This is a genomic window from Caballeronia sp. 11_S32, assembly GCF_056930355.1.
In genome coordinates this window covers 1,726,557-1,741,941 of the sequence record NZ_JBXOWH010000004.1, presented here as the reverse complement: position 1 = coordinate 1,741,941, position 15,385 = coordinate 1,726,557, and the positions used below count along the sequence as shown (strand labels likewise).

The window sequence follows — 15,385 nt, the reverse complement described above, 5'->3', positions numbered from 1 at the left end:
CCGTGGCGCGAGGACGCGCGAAAGCGCGACACGCCGCCACATGGCGGCGTGTCGTAGCAAAGTAACAGCGCGGATCAGTGCGTGGAGGACGTGGCGCGATGGTGCGCGTGACGCACGTGCGTTTTCGGCGCGGAACCGGGGCTGGCGGCGCTCACGGGCTGTATCGGCGAGGCATCGTCGGAATCGCGCGGCATGCCGGGCGCGTGGCGCACGCTCACTGTCGCGGAATCGGTGTCGAAGAGCGAGGCGAGCGTCGCCTGCTGGTTGAGCATCAACTGCTCGGTGCGGTCCTGCTGCAGCTTGCTGTCGTGGCTCATGCGCAGCAGCAGGGCCGTTTGCGCGATGCCGGTCGCCACCGTGACGAGCATCGCGCAGACGATAACCGTCAGCATCGTCTTCATGCGGCGCGCGTGGGCCGTGGCGGACGTGCGCTGCTCGGCCATCACGGCGTAGAGCGCGTCGATGGTGTCCGCGAACGCCGTGGCGCGGGCGCGGTCGAGCTCGGGCGCGTTGGCCTTCGCGAGCGGCTCCGCTTCGCTGCGTTCTCCGCGGGCGTCGCGATCGCTCGCGATCAGCGCGGAAGTGAGCGCCGCCGGCGACAGCGTTGCGTCATCCGGCGCGACGGACGTGCTGATGCTCGCCGATCGAACCGCGACAGCGGCGATCGCGCCGTACTTGCCTGCGGCCTTCCCCGCGTCCGCCTGAGGCGCGTCGACGTGGGGCAGATCGTCCTGAAACAGGCCCCGCACCGGCGCAACCGAGGCCACGCTCCCGCGCGCGGCGCGCTTCGAGGCGGCGGATTCGGACGCGCTCGCGCCCGTGGATGTCGTCCCGCAACTCGATTGCACCGCCGCGAGAAACACCTCCGGCAACTCGAAGCCTTCGAACGTGCCCTGGCGGATATCGGTGTTCAGCGCCTGAAGGTGCGCGCGCTCGGTGTCCTCGGCGAACAGGTCGAGCGTCTCGCCGCCGCGCGCGCCTTCGCTCAGTTGCGCGAGACGCTGCGCCGAGCGCGCTGCGCGGGCGAGCTTCTTTTCGGCGTCGGCGCTGGCCTGAGTCGCGGGCACGTCGCGCACTGCTTCCGCGCGGCGGCGGCGGGGTCTTGCGGCGAGGTCGCCTCGGAGCGTGTCGGGATCTCTCTTTACTGCGGAATCGGGCATAGGTTCGAAAAGCGGCGGCCTCCGCGGCCGGTGCGCAAGTAACACCGGGGCTTTGGCAAATATTTCGAGAGGCCGCATTGTCGCATGGCCGGGGCGCCAAACCAGCATCGGCGAGGCAAATTCAAACCGCGTCGTCCTCGCGGAACTCGCGCACGACGTCCAGTTGGCGCAGACGTTCGCAGATCGCCTGATATTCCAGCGACGAAGCCCGCGACAGTTCCACGCGCACCTCGTCCAGATCGGGCGAATCGTCGCTCTGCTGCACGACGAACTGCTTCACGCGCACGCTGCCCGGCCCGAGCACCTCGTGCAGCGCGTGAAAGCTGAGCGAGCCGCGCTCGACGAGCATCGTCAGCTGCCGGCGCTGCTTCACGCTGATGAAGCGGCGCTCCAGCGGCTTGATGCCCGCGAGGATGATGAGGATGATCGCCGTCGCGGCAATCGACGCCGTGTAGAGCCCGCCGCCGACCGCGAGCCCGATCGCCGCGACCGACCAGAGGCTCGCGGCCGTCGTCAGCCCGCGGACGATTTCGCCGCGCAGCAGAATCGAGCCCGCGCCGAGAAAGCCGATGCCCGACACGACCTGCGCCGCGACCCGCGATGGATCGAGGACGACGTGATCGTTCTTCAGCGCGTCCGCGAATCCGTACGCCGACACGATCATGATCAGCGCCGAGCCGACGCACACGAGCATGTGCGTGCGCAATCCCGCCGCCCAGGAAAGCCGCTCGCGCTCGAAGCCGATCACGCTGCCGAGCGCCGCGGCCATGACGAGCCGCGACACGAGTTCCAGGTTTCCCAACATGTTTTTGCCCTCCCCGAGATGAGAAGCTCAAAGACGCGGCGCACGCCGTGCTGGTTTTGCTATCCTTTCTTGTTGCGTAGGCCTCGCACGGCTGCGCGTTTCTCGCAAAAATAAGAGTCTTCGTATGCAGGATCAACGATCAAACGCTTCGTCGCCGATGCAATCGACGAGCCCGGCTTCCGCCGCGCCGTTGCGCGAGCATTACGCGAACGTCGTGCTGCCCATATGGCGCGGGCCGGGCTTCAATAAATCGCTTGGTCTCGCCTACGAGGCCGTCGCACCGGGCGATCATGCGCCGCTGCCGCCCAAGCGCTATCGCGCGATGGCCTGCGCGCGGCAACTGTTCGTGTTCTCCGAAGCCGGCGACCTCGCGCATGCCGCGACGCTCTTCGAATCGCTGCGTCACTATTTTCAGGACAAACGCAACGGCGGATGGTTCTATAGCGTCGACGCAAGCGGCGCGCCGCTCGAGCGTCAGAAGGACTTGTACACGCACGCGTTCGTGGTTTTCGCGTGCGCGCATTACGCGAAGAATAGCGGCTCGGCGGAGGCTTTAGCGCTGCTCGATGAAACGTCGCGGCTCATCGAGGCGCGCTTTTCGACCGGCGGCGATCTGCTGAACGCGGCGCTGGCCGAGGATTTCGGCGCGACGCTCGAAACGCCGCTGCAGAATCCGCTGATGCATCTCGCGGAAGCATGGCTCGCCGCCCGCGAAGCAACCGGCGATCCGGCTTACGACAAGCGCCTCGCGCAGCTCGCGCAGTCCGTCGCGGATGCGTTCGTGCACCAGCCGAGCGGCGCGATCGCCGAATTGCCGATGGGCACGGCGGGCAACCGGCTGGAGCCGGGCCATCAGTTCGAATGGTATTTCCTGGCGCTGGGCAGCGGGCACCCCGCGTTCGAAGCGGCGGGCCTCAAGCAGAGGCTCGCGCGCGCCTTCGATTTCGCGCAGCAGCACGGCGTCGATAGAGAAACGGGCGGCGTGTGCGCCGCGCTCGACGAAACCGGCCGCGTGATCGACGGCACGCAGCGCATCTGGGCGCAGACCGAGTATCTGCGGGCGCTGGCCACACGCGGCGATGCCGTCGGTGAGCAGAGCGCGCGTTTTCGCGCGCGCTTCCTGCATGAAACCGGCTGGGTCGAATGCCGCTCGGCGGAGGGCGAGATCACCCGCGCCGAGATGCCGTCGACGACGCCGTATCACCTCGCGACGTCCTACGCGGCCTTGCCGGTCTGAGCGCGCTCAGGCGAGCTGAAACACGGACACGGCCGCCTTCAGTTGCCGCGTCTGCTCGTGCAGCGACGACGCGGCCGCCGCCGCCTGCTCGACGAGCGCCGCGTTCTGCTGCGTCATCTCGTCCATCTGCGTGACGGCCTGATTGACCTGCTCGATGCCCACGCTCTGTTCGAGCGACGACGCGCTGATCTCCGCCATCATCTGCGTGACGCGTGAAATCGACGCCGACACTTCGCGCATCGCCTCGCCCGCGCGCTCGACGAGCACGGAGCCGTCGCTCACCTGCGCCACCGATTCGCCGATCAGCTCCTTGATTTCCTTCGCCGATTGCGCCGAGCGCTGCGCGAGACCGCGCACTTCGCCCGCCACGACCGCGAAGCCGCGGCCCTGCTCGCCCGCGCGCGCCGCCTCGACGGCCGCGTTCAGGGCGAGGATGTTGGTCTGGAACGCAATGCCGTCGATGACGGAAATGATTTCCGCGATCTTGTCCGAACTCGACGCAATGCCGCGCATCTTCTCGACGACATCGTCGACCACACTGGCGCCGCGCGACGTCGCGCCGAGCGCCTCGCCCGCCAGCGTGTTCGCTTCGCGCGCGTGCTCGGCGTTCTGGCGCACGGTCGCGGTCAGCTCTTCCATGCTCGACGCGGTTTCTTCGAGCGAAGCCGCCTGATTTTCCGTGCGCGCGGAGAGATCGGCGTTGCCGCTCGCGATTTCATCGGCGCCGAGGTTGATCGAATCGGACGTCTCGCGCACCGTTTTCACCGTGCTCGCGACGCTCGCCTGCATCGCCGCGAGGCCCGCGTAAAGCCGGCCGATTTCGTTCGTGCCGCGATCCTCGATGCGCTCATCGAGACGCCCGTTCGCGATGCGCTCGAAATGGCGTCCCGCTTCTTCCAGCGGCTCGATCACGCCAAGGCGCAACGCCATGTGCACGAGCACGATGCCCGCGACCAGCGCCACGAGAATCGCGATGCCCACCGCGCGGAACCACGCGTAACGCGTATCGATCGACGCGAGATAGCCGCGGCCCGCCTCATCGCCGAAATTCACGAAGTTTTGCTGTTCCACGAGATAGCGGTCTTGGAAACCTTGCGTCGGCTGATCGAGAAACGCCTGGAGATTGCCGGCGTCGAGATACTGGACGAGCTCGCCCAAAGCCTTCGAATACTCCGCGTATTTCGCCTTCAGCGCGGTCATGCGCGCCGCGTTCTCGTCGCCCGTTTTGGGTGCACTCAGGAACGCCGTGAACGATTTGTCGGCCGCGGCGATCTCCTCGCGGGCGTGCTGCACGATCTCCGTCGGCTCAGTGCCGCCGCGCACCATGCGCGTGCCGGCGCGGGAAAGGTTGATGCGCGCATCCATCAGATGCTGCGTGGTCTTGTTGACCGCGTTGACCTGCTTGAGCGCGATGTCGGACAGGCTGCCGACATCGTCATGCGTGCGCGAGAGGGACCAGAAACCGAGTCCTTCGGTCACCAGTTGAAAGAGACAGAACACCACCAGAACCGCGAGCAAACCGGATGAAACCTTGATCTTTCCGAACATCACTTGCACCACACTTTCCGAAATAGGGCCCGCCCACGCGGGGACAGTGCGGGTTTACGGCAGGGATGCGCGAAAGCTTGAATCGTTTGCCGCAACGGATTGTCTACGCGAATGCAGGGAATGCGCCGCTTCGGCGAAGCGTCGCCGAAGCGGCGCGCATACCGCCGGAAACGCGCCGTTGCACATTTTTTGCATCCCTTCCTTGCAGTGCGCGCGAACGCTTCCTATTGTCTTTGCAGGACGGCACCGAACCCACCCAAGGAGTGTCCGCATGACCGAAATAGTCGATATCGCGCGCGGTGCGCTGAATGCGCAACCGTTCAGCGCCTTGCTCGGAACGAAACTGATGCAGGTCGATTCAGCGAGTCTCACGCTATGTCTGCCGATCAGGGACGAACTCAGGCAACAACACGGTTTCGTGCACGGCGGGGTGGTGAGCTATCTCGTGGACAACGCGCTGACCTTCGCGGGCGCGCTGCGTCTCGGGCCGAAAGTCGTCACGGGCGAATACAAGATCAACTATCTGCGCCCGGCCGTGTCCGGCACGCTGATGGCGCGGGCGCGCGTCGTGCATGCGGGCATGACGCAGGCGACCTGTCAGTGCGACGTGTTCGTCACCGATGGCGGCGCCGAGCGGCTCGTCGCGGTCGCGCAGGGCACGATCACGCGCATCAGCGAAGGCGTCGCAACCGAGCCGGTCTTCCACGCATAAGCCTTCTTTCACCGTCCTTTGAAGCAAAAAACCTCGCTTTTCAGCGAGGTTTTTTGTTTGTGCCGCGGCTTTCGTTACTTCGCCGCGACGGTCTTCTGCGTCTGCTCGCCGAGGCCCTGAATGCCGAGCTTCATCGTCTGGCCGGCCTTCAGATACACGGCTTCGGGCTTCACGCCCATGCCGACGCCCGGCGGCGTGCCCGTCGAAATGACGTCGCCCGGCTGCAGGCTCATCACCTTCGAGAGATACGCGACCAGTTGCGCGACCGTGAAGACCATCGTCTTCGTGTTGCCGTTCTGATAGCGCTTGCCGTCGACTTCGAGCCACAGATCGAGCTTCTGCGGATCGGCGACTTCGTCCTTGGTCACCATCCACGGACCGATCGGGCCGAACGTGTCGAAGCCCTTGCCCTTGTCCCATTGCGTGCCGTGCTCGAGCTGCCACTCGCGCTCGGAGACGTCGTTGATCACGCAATAGCCCGCAACGTAGTCGAGCGCATCGGCTTCATCGATATATTTGGCTTCCTTGCCGATCACCACGCCCAGCTCGACTTCCCAGTCGGTCTTCACCGAGTTGCGCGGGATTTCGACGTCGTCGTTCGGGCCGGAAATCGCGCTCGTCCACTTGTTGAAGATGACCGGCTCGGTCGGCACGGGCAGGTTCGACTCGGCGGCGTGATCCGCATAGTTCAGGCCAATGCACACGAACTTGCCGATACGGCCGACGCACGGCCCGATGCGCGGATTGCCGTCGACCACCGGCAGCGTGGCGACATCGACCGCGCGCAGTTTCGCCAGGCCCGCTTCGGTCAGCGTCGCGCCGGAGATGTCATCGACGACCTTCGACAGATCGCGAATCTGGCCTTCGGCGTCCAGCAGACCCGGTTTTTCCTGACCCTTGGGGCCGTAACGAAGCAGCTTCATCTGATTTGATCCTCCTGGTTCCGAAAAAGAATGAGGGCTTGGTCAGTTCGACCAGCCGCCATCGATGATATGAATCTGGCCCGTCGTGAACGACGATTCGTCCGAGCCGAGATAGAGCGCGAGCGCCGCGATTTCTTCGGCGCGGCCGACGCGTCCCATCGGCTGACGGGCAACGAACGCCGCCTGAATCTGATCGACGCTCGCGCCCTGCGCCTTTGCCTGCTCCGCGATGCGGTCCTTCAGCGACGGCGACTCCACCGTGCCCGGGCAGATCGCGTTGCAGCGGATGCCGCGCGTGACGAAATCGGCGGCGACGGATTTCGTCAGGCCGATCACGGCCGCCTTCGACGCGCCATATACGAAGCGGTTCGGCACGCCCTTCACGCTCGACGCCGCCGACGACATGTTGATGATCGAGCCGCCGCCCTTTTCGAGCATCTTCGGCAGGAACGCGCGAATCGTACGATACATTGCCTTCGCGTTCAGGTCGAAGGCGAAATCCCAGTCCTCTTCGCTCGCTTCAAGAATCGAGCCGGCATGCACGAAGCCCGCGCAGTTGAAGAGCACGTCGATCGCGCCGATTTCCCCCGCGAGCGCGTTGATCGCCTGCGGGTCGCGCACGTCGAGCTTGTGCACTTCGAAGGGCTTGCCTTCGAGCGATTCGGTGCGAATGTCGGTGGCGATCACGCGCGCGCCCTGCGCCGCGAACATTTCGGCCGTCGCCAGCCCAATGCCTTGCCCCGCCGCCGTGATCAGCGCCGTCTTGCCTGCCAGTCTTTGTACCATCCACTGCTCCAGTCTGAAGTGTTTTTGAGACATGCCGGGTATATCAGTCGATTCAGAGGCGATAGAACGCACGGGCGTTCGCGCCGAAAATCGCGTCCTGTTCGGCTTTTTCGAGATGCGACGTGAGGCTTCGGGCCGTGCTGTGCCACGCAGTGTAACTGCCGTTGAGGTTGAGCACCGGCCAGTCGCTGCCCCACATCAGACGCCCGGGGCCGAAATGTTCGAGAAGATGCGCGACGTAGGGTTTCAGCGTTGCTTCGTTCCAGTTCTGATCTGCTTCCGTTGCAAGGCCCGAAAGCTTGCATTGAAGTCTTTGCGGCAATGCCGCAAGTTGCGCGATGCCATCGGCCCAGGGCTGCCAGCCGGCGTCGATGCCATCGCGGATCGGCGGCTTCGCGCCATGATCGACGACGATCCTGAGCTTCGGAAAACGCTCGACGAACCTGATCAGCGAAGGCACGTGCCGCGCGAAGATCAGCGCGTCGAAGGCAAGATCGAGGTCGATCAGGCGCTCGATAGCGTCTTCGCGCGGCGCGTGTTCGATCCACGTATCGTCGGGCAGGTCCTGAAGCATCGGGCGCACGGCCTTGAGCTTCGGCTCGCGCGCGAGCGCGTCGATGATCTTCGCAGCATCGGGCGAATCGAGCGGAACCCAGCCGACGACGCCCGCGATCGAATCGTCACCGCGTGCGAGATCGAGCAGATAGCGCGTTTCGTCGACGGTCGGCGCGGCCTGCACGACGACCGTTTTTTGAACATCGACGGACTTGCGAAGCGGCGCGAGATCGTCGGGGCCGAATACGCGATAGAGCGGCTTCATGTCCGGCGTGAGCCAGCCATAGTCGCCGCGCGCGGGATCCCAGTAGTGCTGATGTGCATCGACATTCATCGCGGCACCGGCGCATTCGCGTGAAGCAGACCTTCGGCGCGCAACGTATCCCATAGCGCGGGCGGAACCGGCGTCGCGAAGGCTGCCGCGTTCTCGCGCACCTCATCGGGCGTGCGCGCGCCCATCAGCACCGTCGCCACGACTTTATGCGCATAAGGAAACTGGATGGCCGCGGCCGAGAGCGCAACGCCATACGCGCGGCACACGCGCTCCAGCTTGCCGACGCGCTCGACAATGTCCTTCGGCGCATCGCCGTAATTGAACTTGAGATCGCCGTGCGCGTTCGCATCGAGACCGCGCGCGAGAATGCCGGAGTTGAACGCGCCGCCGAGCAGAATGCTCACGCCGCGTTTCTCGCATTCGGGCAAGAGATCGTCGAGCGTGTTCTGTTCGAGCAGCGTGTAGCGGCCCGCGAGCAGCGCGCAGTCGATGTCGAATTCGGCCATCGCCTCCATCACGGCAGCGCCTTCGTTCACGCCGAGGCCTACCGCTTTCACACCGCGCGATTGCTTCAACTCTTCGAGCGCGCGAAAGCCGCCTTCATCGGTCAGTTGCTTCCAGTAGTGCGCGTTCATGTCGCCATGCGTGACGCGGCCGATATCGTGAATCAGCACGATATCGATATCCGTCATGCCGAGCCGCATCTGGCTGTCTTCGAACGAGCGCAGGATGCCGTCGTAGGTGTAGTCGTAGATCGCCTGGAACGGCAGCGGCGCGGCCCAGCCCTCGCTGCCGTCGTAGGGCGTCGTGCGCGGCACGAAGCGCCGGCCGACTTTCGTCGAGAGCGCGAAGTCGCCGCGTGGATAACGGCGCAGCGCATCGCCGAGTCGATGCTCCGCCTTCGTGTGCCCGTAATGCGGCGCGGTATCGAAGAAGCGGATGCCTGCCTGCCACGCGGCATCGACGGTCGCGCGCACTTCCTCTTCCGTGAGCTCGTGATACAGCCCGCCGAGCGGCGCGGTGCCGAGCGACAGCGCCGTGACATCGAGCAACGTGCGGCCGATCTTGCGCCGGCGCGAGACAGCTTCTTGCGCTTCTGCGGTCATGTGCAAACCCCGGTCAGTTTGTTTCGATTTCCGCGACGGATCCGCAAACTCAAGCCGCCACAGTAACGCGTACCGCACCGCCGGGCAAACACGCGGGGCCGACGGGCTCGAAGGTTTTGTAAGTCAGAATGAATTCCTGATGCCCGAGCCCTTCCGACTTCGACGCCGCGCCCGACGCCACCGCGACGGTCACATCGAAAATTTCGCGGCCCACTTCGTCGAGCGTCGCGCGGCCTTCGAGGATGCGGCCCGCGTCGACGTCCATGTCGCCGGAAAGGTTCCGATACGTCGACGGATTCGCGCAGACCTTGATCACCGGCGATATCGCCGAGCCGACCACCGAGCCGCGTCCCGTCGTGAAGAGAATCACGTGGCAGCCGCACGCGATCAGCTCGCCGATCTCCGCGTTGTCGCTGATATTGGGAAAGCCGAAGCGCGGCTCGCCATCGGGCACGACATCGAGCAGATAGAGGCCGCCGGTCGGTGGCACATCGCCCGGCTTGATGATGCCGACGATCGGCGACGCCCCGCTTTTCGCGTAGGCGCCGAGCGACTTTTCCTCCTGCGTCGTGAGGCCGCCGTCCGCGTTGCCGACGGAAAACGAGCCGTGGCCCATCGCCGTGTAATAGCGCGCGGCCTTCTGCACGCAGTCGACGATCGCATCGCCGAGTTCGGGCCGCGCCGCGCGCCGCTTCATATGGAACTCGCAGCCGACGAGCTCGCCCGTTTCCTCGAAGATGCACGATGCGCCCGCGCCGATGAACGCATCGAACGCGCGGCCCACCGCCGGATTCGCCGTGATGCCGCTCGTGCCGTCCGAGCCGCCGCAGATCGTGCCGACGACCAGTTCATCGAGCGCCATCGGCACTTTTTCCTGCGCGGCGAGCGTGGCGCGCGCCTCGCGCACCCAGTCGAGACCGTTCTGGATCGTGCTGCGCGTGCCGCCCTTTTCCTGGATCGTCAGCACGGCGGCGGGGCGGCCGCTCGCGCGCACGACATCGGCGAGATAGTGCTTGTTCATGCTCTCGCAGCCGAGCGAAACGAACAGCACCGCGCCGACATTCGGATGCGTGCTGATGCGCTCAAGCATCTTTTCCGCGTAGCTGTTCGGATAGCAGCCCGGAAAGCCGATCAGATGCACGGGCGGTTCGGCTTGCGGATCGAAGGAATCGGACGCATCGAACGCATCGAACGATGGACGGAAATGCGCGACGATCTCGCGCGCGACGTGATGCGCGCATTCGACGAGATACGCCACCGCGACGACATTGCGGATGCCTTTGCGGCCATCGGCGCGCAAATAGCCCTGGAGTGCGGGAGTGTTCATAGGCGTGTTCTAGTGCTGTACGTAAGTGTGCCCAGCGTCGTGCGTATAGGTCGGGATGTAGTCGCTTTCCAGATTGTGCGTATGCAGATGCTCGCCGCGCGCGACATCGACATTCACGTGGCCGATGATCGCGCCGTAGCGCAGCACCTTTTCATCCTTCGACAGCGTGTGCCGCGCAAGCTTGTGCGCGAGCTCGACGGTCGTCGCGAGCGTGACCGCCTCGCCTTCGATCATCAGCGTTTCGCCTTGCTGCAAGCGCGCCGCGGCGATCAGGCAGTTGTCTTCCGGACTCAGCAGGATGAGGCGCGGGTCGGTTGTCTGTTGCATCGTCGATATCTCAAGTTTGTGCTTCGCCACCCGCGAGCCGCGCCACCATCAGCGAGCCGAGGATGATCGCGCCGTAGATCGCCTGAATCCAGAACGACGGAACTTGCGCAAGTGTCAGAAGGTTTTGCACGACGCCCAGCAGCAAAACGCCTGACAGTGCGCCGAGCATCGTGCCCTTGCCGCCGTCGAGCGAGATGCCGCCGATGACCGCCGCGGCGAACACCGTGAAAATCATGCCATTGCCCTGGTTCGCGTTGATCGCGCCGACATAGCCTGTAACAATCAATCCGCCGATCGACGCGAGCACGCTGCCCAGAACGAACACGCCCCAGGTGATGCGCTCGACGCGAATGCCCGCCGCGCGCGCCGCTTCCGGATTGCCGCCAATGGCATAGAGCGCACGGCCGAGGCGGTGATAGCGCAGCATGAACGCGGCGATCGCGAACGCCGCCGCCGCGAGCCAGACCGACACGGGCAAACCGAGCACGAGCGTCGTCGCGAGCGTGAAGAACGACGGCGGCATGTCGAAGAGCGTGCCGCCCTTGGTCGCGCCGACGAGCATCCCGCGCAGCACGATCAGCATCGCAAGCGTGACGATGAACGCGTTCAGCCGCAGCCGCACCACCAGAAAGCCGTTGACGAAGCCGACCGCCGCGCCCACGACGAGGATCGCCGCGAGCCCCGCCGCCGCCGGCCATTCGAGCCCGAAGCCCGACGATGCCGCGGGCATCACGAGCATGGCGCCGACTGCGGGCGCGATGCCGACCGTCGATTCGAGCGACAAATCGAACTTGCCCGTCAGCACGATCAGCGATTCGGCGAGCACGACGAGCGCGAGCGCCGCCGATGCGCCGAGAATGCTGATCAGGTTCGCCTGCGTCAGGAAGCTCGGGCTGACGAACGCGCCGATCGCGAGCAGCAGCGCGAGCGCGGGCAGGAGCGCGAGATCGCGAAAGCGCGCGAGTTCGATGCGCGGGCGCTGCCGTTGCATCGGCACACCGGCCATCGCGGGACTGGAAACGTCATGCTTCATGGAGACTCACTCCTTCGACGGATGCGATGAGTTCATGGTCCTGCCATCCGGCAGGAAATTCGGCGGCGATAGCGCCACGGAACATCACGAGGACGCGGTCGCAGGTGCGCAGGTCGTCGAGTTCGCCGGAGACGACGAGCACCGCCTTGCCTTCCTCGCGCACGCGCTCCACGACGCCGAGCAGCGCTTCCTTCGATTTCACGTCGACGCCCGCGGTCGGATCGATGAGCACGAGCACGTTCGGATCGGTCGCGAGCGCGCGCGCCATCACGACTTTCTGCTGATTGCCGCCCGACAGGCCTGACACTTCATGCTCGGGTCCAAGTGTCTTGATGCCGAGCGCGGCGATCATGCGTCGTCCGAAGGCGTTCTTCTTCGCGGGCGTCGCAATTCCGAAGCGGCCAAGTGTTCGCGCGATGGTCATCGATGCGTTTTCCGCCACGGATTGCGATAGCACCAGCCCTTCGCGATGCCGGTCCTTCGGCACGCAGCCGACACCGTGCGCCAGCGCGGCGGGCACGTCGCCGGGAGGAAGCGCGCGGCCATCGACCTCGATCGTGCCGCTGCGTTGCGCCTTCAATCCGGCGATGGCCTCCGCGACGCTCGTGCGCCCGCTCGTCGTCGCGCCCGTCAGGCCGATGACTTCGCCGCGTCGCACGCTGAAATTGATGTCGTCGTAGTCATCGCCGCACAGTGTCGACACGGAAAGCGCGACCGATGCATCGACAGGTAAAGGCGGACGCGCAGCCGCATCCGCGACGTTGAGGCCGCCCTGCTCGCCCGTCATCGCTTCGATGAGCTTGTCACGCGGCAACGCCGAAACCGGCGCGCTGACGATATGACGCGCATCGCGCAGCACGGTCACTGCCTGACAGATTTCGTACACTTCCTGCAAGTGATGGGAAATGAACAGGAAAGTGACACCTTCACGCTGCAACTCTTCGATACGCCTGAAGAGACGCTTGATCTCCTCGCCGTCCAACTGTGCGGTCGGCTCGTCGAGAATGATGAAGCGCGCGCCGTACGACAGCGCCCGCGCGATCTCGACGAGCTGCCGCGCCTCGACGGTCAGGTCGCCCGCGCGTGCGTCCTCGCGCACATCGATCTTCCAGTGATCGAGGAGCGCGCGGGCGTCGCGGCGCATCGCGCGCCAGTCGATCACGCCGCCGCGCCGATGCTGCCGGTTGATGAACAGATTCTCGGCGACGGACAACTCGCGGATGATCGTCGAGTGCTGATAGACGCACGCGACGCGCTCGCGCCATGCATCGCGGTCCGCGAGCGGCGGCGCGAGTTCGCCGCCGAAGCGGATCTCGCCGGCGTCGGGCTTGCGCAGGCCGGTGATCATCGAGACGAGCGTCGACTTGCCCGCGCCGTTGCGCCCGACGAGCGCGTGGGACTCGCCGGGCAGGACTCGCATCGTGACGTCGGCGAGTGCTGCCGTCGAGCCGTAGCGCTTCGTCAAGCCCAATGCCTCTACGACGGGCGCGCTCATTTGATCGCTCATTTGATCGTGTTGCCCCAGAGGGACTTGTCGTCGACGTTGGTCTTCGTCACGAGCGGCGCGGGCAGTTGATCCTCCAGAATGCCGGGCCCACGTTGCACGATCGTGCTGCCGTGATCGGTCGGGCCGGGCTTGAAGGTCTGTCCGGCGAGCGCCGCCTTGATATAGAAGAGGCCGTATTTCGCGTACAGATCGGCGGGCTGCGAGATGGTCGCATCGATATCGCCGCGGCGGATCGCATCGAATTCCTGCGGAATGCCGTCATTGCTCACGATCACGATGTGCTTCGGATCGCCCGCCTTGACGAGCAGCTGCTTGCGGCGCAGCGTCTGCAGCGTCGGCGACAGGTAGACGCCGCCCGCCTGCATGTAGATCGCCTTCACATCGGGATTCGCGGTCAGGAGGCTGTCGAGCGCGGTCGCGGCGGCGTCGCCCTTCCATGCCGCCGGAATCTCCAGCAAGGTCAGCGACGGATATTTCTTCAGGCACGCGCGGAACGCCTCGGAGCGGTCACGTCCGTTCACCGACGCCAGATCGCCCATGATCTGCACGACCTTGCCCGACTTCACATGCTCGCCGATGTACTCGCACGACTTCGTGCCGTACGCGCGGTTGTCGGCGCGCACGACCATCGCGACCTTGCCTTGCGTCGGCGCGACATCGACCGCGACGACCGGCACGCTCTTCGCCGACGAGGCATCGAGCGCGCGGCTGATCGCCGCCGAATCCAGCGGCCCGACGAGGATGCCCTTCGCACCGAGGTTCAGCAGATTGTTCATGTCGGTGATCTGCTGCGCGGGATCGCCGTTCGAGTTGACGGGCGCGAGGATGTCGATGCCCATCTCCTTCGCGTATTTCGGCAGGTAGTTGTTGTACGACTGCCAGAACGGCGATGTGAGCATGGGCAGGCCGAGGCCGACCTTGCCGCTCTCGGCGGCATGCGCGAGGCCGATCGTGCCGACCGCCGCGATGGCAACGGCGAGTTTCCTGGTGAACTTCATCTGCTTGTCTCCTGATGTCCTGTTCTTCGTGACTGCAACGTGGGGTGCTGCGAGAAACTGTCGGTGGCATCTATTCATCAGTGAACGTATTATTCATATACGCACAATTCGAAGTCAAGAACGGCGCGCGTCGAGACAGGTCGGTAATTTCCCTAGCCGGTTTTTTGTCGACGGAACCGGCGTTCGCTGACAAAAGGCTTAAACTCGGCGCGAATTCATGAACCGACCCAGACTGCACATGGACGTGGAAGACAACGACGCCGACCGTTATCGCGCGCCCGCGCTCGACAAGGGGCTCGACATTCTCGAATTGCTGTCCGAGCAGAAATCGGGGCTCACGCGCGCGGAAATCACGAAGATGCTCGGGCGCAACGCGAGCGAGATGTATCGGATGCTGGAGCGGCTCGTTGCGCGCCAATACGTCGTGCGTTCGCCCGAAGGCGACCGCTATTCGCTGAGCCTGAAGTTGTATGCGCTTGCGCATCGGCATCCGCCGATGAACCGGCTGATCGCCGAAGCGCTGCCGGTCATGCAGCGTTTCGCGGATGCCGCCGAGCAGTCGGTGCATCTCGCGGTCTACGATCGCGGCAATCTGCTTGTCATCGCGCAAGTGGACGGCCCCGGCACGTGGGGCATTTCGGTGCGACTGGGCTCGCGCGTCGGCCTGATCGATACCGGCTCGGGCCGTGTGATGCTCGCCTTCCAGACCGACGAGCAGCGCGAGCACATGCTCGCCGAGCATACGAAGGTCAAGGGCGAACTGGCGCTCGATCGCGCGGTGCTCGACGCCGACTACAAGCAGATTCGCGACACCGGCTATTCGAAGAAGGACAGTCAGCAGACATTCGGCGTCACCGATGTGACGTTTCCGCTGCTCGGACCGTCGGGGCAGGCTATCGCCGCGCTCACCTGCCCTTACATGCGGCGTATCGACGAGTATGTGGCGCCCTCGATCGGAGACGTCACTGCGTTGCTGAAAGATGCGGCGGAATCGCTTTCGATGATGCACGACTGAACGGCACATGCTTCGCGCGTTAGAATGACGACCCTCTCAAATGACGGCGCGCCATGTCGGCGTGCCGCCGTG

15 protein-coding genes are annotated in these 15,385 nt (G+C 65.0%); 3 read left to right on the top strand and 12 right to left on the bottom strand.

Features of this window, described 5'->3' with window-relative positions; all coding sequences use genetic code 11:
* Positions 1-74: 74 nt before the first annotated feature.
* Entirely contained in the window at positions 75-1,067 is a 993-nt protein-coding gene (locus tag AC1Z32_RS34195; RefSeq protein ID WP_483483226.1) for a hypothetical protein, read from the bottom strand.
* Positions 1,068-1,281: 214 nt separating this feature from the next.
* On the bottom strand, positions 1,282-1,965 hold the full coding sequence (locus tag AC1Z32_RS34190) for an MgtC/SapB family protein (RefSeq protein WP_483483225.1): 684 nt from the start codon (positions 1,963-1,965) through the stop codon (positions 1,282-1,284).
* 124 nt (positions 1,966-2,089) lie between these two features.
* Between AC1Z32_RS34190 and AC1Z32_RS34185 the strand changes: the two genes are divergently transcribed.
* The gene (locus AC1Z32_RS34185; protein WP_483483224.1) at positions 2,090-3,202 is read left to right on the top strand and encodes an AGE family epimerase/isomerase; all 1,113 of its coding nucleotides are present in this window, start codon (positions 2,090-2,092) and stop codon (positions 3,200-3,202) included.
* A gap of 6 nt (positions 3,203-3,208) precedes the next feature.
* Here AC1Z32_RS34185 and AC1Z32_RS34180 read toward each other — a convergent pair whose 3' ends face one another.
* Positions 3,209-4,750 carry a methyl-accepting chemotaxis protein gene (locus tag AC1Z32_RS34180; protein WP_483483384.1) on the bottom strand — a complete coding sequence of 514 codons (1,542 nt, stop codon included), beginning with the start codon at positions 4,748-4,750 and terminating at the stop codon, positions 3,209-3,211.
* 271 nt (positions 4,751-5,021) lie between these two features.
* On the opposite strand from AC1Z32_RS34180, the gene AC1Z32_RS34175 reads away from it, so the two are divergent.
* Positions 5,022-5,462, top strand: a complete 441-nt coding sequence (locus tag AC1Z32_RS34175; protein WP_483483223.1) for a PaaI family thioesterase — start codon at positions 5,022-5,024, stop codon at positions 5,460-5,462.
* Positions 5,463-5,536: 74 nt separating this feature from the next.
* Here the strand turns inward: AC1Z32_RS34175 and AC1Z32_RS34170 are convergent, their stop codons facing one another.
* Genes AC1Z32_RS34170 through AC1Z32_RS34130 form a run of 9 tightly spaced genes read right to left on the bottom strand, consistent with a single transcriptional unit; the run spans position 5,537 to position 14,298 of the window.
* Positions 5,537-6,385 (bottom strand): ureidoglycolate lyase, encoded by an 849-nt coding sequence (locus tag AC1Z32_RS34170; protein WP_483483222.1) that lies wholly within the window; start codon positions 6,383-6,385, stop codon positions 5,537-5,539.
* A gap of 42 nt (positions 6,386-6,427) precedes the next feature.
* On the bottom strand, positions 6,428-7,171 hold the full coding sequence (locus tag AC1Z32_RS34165) for an SDR family oxidoreductase (protein WP_483483221.1): 744 nt from the start codon (positions 7,169-7,171) through the stop codon (positions 6,428-6,430).
* Positions 7,172-7,223: 52 nt separating this feature from the next.
* The gene (locus AC1Z32_RS34160; protein ID WP_483483220.1) at positions 7,224-8,060 is read right to left on the bottom strand and encodes an amidohydrolase family protein; all 837 of its coding nucleotides are present in this window, start codon (positions 8,058-8,060) and stop codon (positions 7,224-7,226) included.
* The gene (locus AC1Z32_RS34155; RefSeq protein WP_483483219.1) at positions 8,057-9,106 is read right to left on the bottom strand and encodes an aldo/keto reductase; all 1,050 of its coding nucleotides are present in this window, start codon (positions 9,104-9,106) and stop codon (positions 8,057-8,059) included. The genes AC1Z32_RS34160 and AC1Z32_RS34155 overlap by 4 nt, the downstream gene beginning before the upstream one ends.
* Positions 9,107-9,155: 49 nt before the next feature.
* Positions 9,156-10,433: a UxaA family hydrolase gene (locus AC1Z32_RS34150; RefSeq protein WP_483483218.1), complete on the bottom strand. Its 1,278-nt coding sequence runs from the start codon at positions 10,431-10,433 to the stop codon at positions 9,156-9,158.
* Between the two features lie 9 nt (positions 10,434-10,442).
* Positions 10,443-10,760: a UxaA family hydrolase gene (locus tag AC1Z32_RS34145; protein WP_483483217.1), complete on the bottom strand. Its 318-nt coding sequence runs from the start codon at positions 10,758-10,760 to the stop codon at positions 10,443-10,445.
* A gap of 10 nt (positions 10,761-10,770) precedes the next feature.
* Positions 10,771-11,793, bottom strand: a complete 1,023-nt coding sequence (locus AC1Z32_RS34140; protein WP_483483216.1) for an ABC transporter permease — start codon at positions 11,791-11,793, stop codon at positions 10,771-10,773.
* Entirely contained in the window at positions 11,783-13,288 is a 1,506-nt protein-coding gene (locus AC1Z32_RS34135) for a sugar ABC transporter ATP-binding protein (protein WP_483483215.1), read from the bottom strand. The genes AC1Z32_RS34140 and AC1Z32_RS34135 overlap by 11 nt, the downstream gene beginning before the upstream one ends.
* An 8-nt stretch (positions 13,289-13,296) precedes the next feature.
* A complete protein-coding gene (locus AC1Z32_RS34130) occupies positions 13,297-14,298 on the bottom strand; it encodes a sugar ABC transporter substrate-binding protein (RefSeq protein ID WP_483483214.1) in 1,002 nt (333 codons plus the stop codon).
* A gap of 238 nt (positions 14,299-14,536) precedes the next feature.
* On the opposite strand from AC1Z32_RS34130, the gene AC1Z32_RS34125 reads away from it, so the two are divergent.
* Positions 14,537-15,313: an IclR family transcriptional regulator gene (locus tag AC1Z32_RS34125; protein WP_483483383.1), complete on the top strand. Its 777-nt coding sequence runs from the start codon at positions 14,537-14,539 to the stop codon at positions 15,311-15,313.
* Positions 15,314-15,385: the final 72 nt, after the last annotated feature.

Bases quoted from the DNA above. Each gene is read 5' to 3' on its own strand.
- AC1Z32_RS34190 (WP_483483225.1), bottom strand. From the start codon at position 1,965: ATGTTGGGAAACCTGGAACTCGTGTCGCGGCTCGTCATGGCCGCGGCG.
- AC1Z32_RS34185 (WP_483483224.1), top strand. From the start codon at position 2,090: ATGCAGGATCAACGATCAAACGCTTCGTCGCCGATGCAATCGACGAGC.
- AC1Z32_RS34180 (WP_483483384.1), bottom strand. From the start codon at position 4,750: ATGTTCGGAAAGATCAAGGTTTCATCCGGTTTGCTCGCGGTTCTGGTG.
- AC1Z32_RS34175 (WP_483483223.1), top strand. From the start codon at position 5,022: ATGACCGAAATAGTCGATATCGCGCGCGGTGCGCTGAATGCGCAACCG.
- AC1Z32_RS34170 (WP_483483222.1), bottom strand. From the start codon at position 6,385: ATGAAGCTGCTTCGTTACGGCCCCAAGGGTCAGGAAAAACCGGGTCTG.
- AC1Z32_RS34165 (WP_483483221.1), bottom strand. From the start codon at position 7,171: ATGGTACAAAGACTGGCAGGCAAGACGGCGCTGATCACGGCGGCGGGG.
- AC1Z32_RS34160 (WP_483483220.1), bottom strand. From the start codon at position 8,060: ATGAATGTCGATGCACATCAGCACTACTGGGATCCCGCGCGCGGCGAC.
- AC1Z32_RS34155 (WP_483483219.1), bottom strand. From the start codon at position 9,106: ATGACCGCAGAAGCGCAAGAAGCTGTCTCGCGCCGGCGCAAGATCGGC.
- AC1Z32_RS34150 (WP_483483218.1), bottom strand. From the start codon at position 10,433: ATGAACACTCCCGCACTCCAGGGCTATTTGCGCGCCGATGGCCGCAAA.
- AC1Z32_RS34145 (WP_483483217.1), bottom strand. From the start codon at position 10,760: ATGCAACAGACAACCGACCCGCGCCTCATCCTGCTGAGTCCGGAAGAC.
- AC1Z32_RS34140 (WP_483483216.1), bottom strand. From the start codon at position 11,793: ATGAAGCATGACGTTTCCAGTCCCGCGATGGCCGGTGTGCCGATGCAA.
- AC1Z32_RS34135 (WP_483483215.1), bottom strand. From the start codon at position 13,288: ATGAGCGCGCCCGTCGTAGAGGCATTGGGCTTGACGAAGCGCTACGGC.
- AC1Z32_RS34130 (WP_483483214.1), bottom strand. From the start codon at position 14,298: ATGAAGTTCACCAGGAAACTCGCCGTTGCCATCGCGGCGGTCGGCACG.
- AC1Z32_RS34125 (WP_483483383.1), top strand. From the start codon at position 14,537: ATGGACGTGGAAGACAACGACGCCGACCGTTATCGCGCGCCCGCGCTC.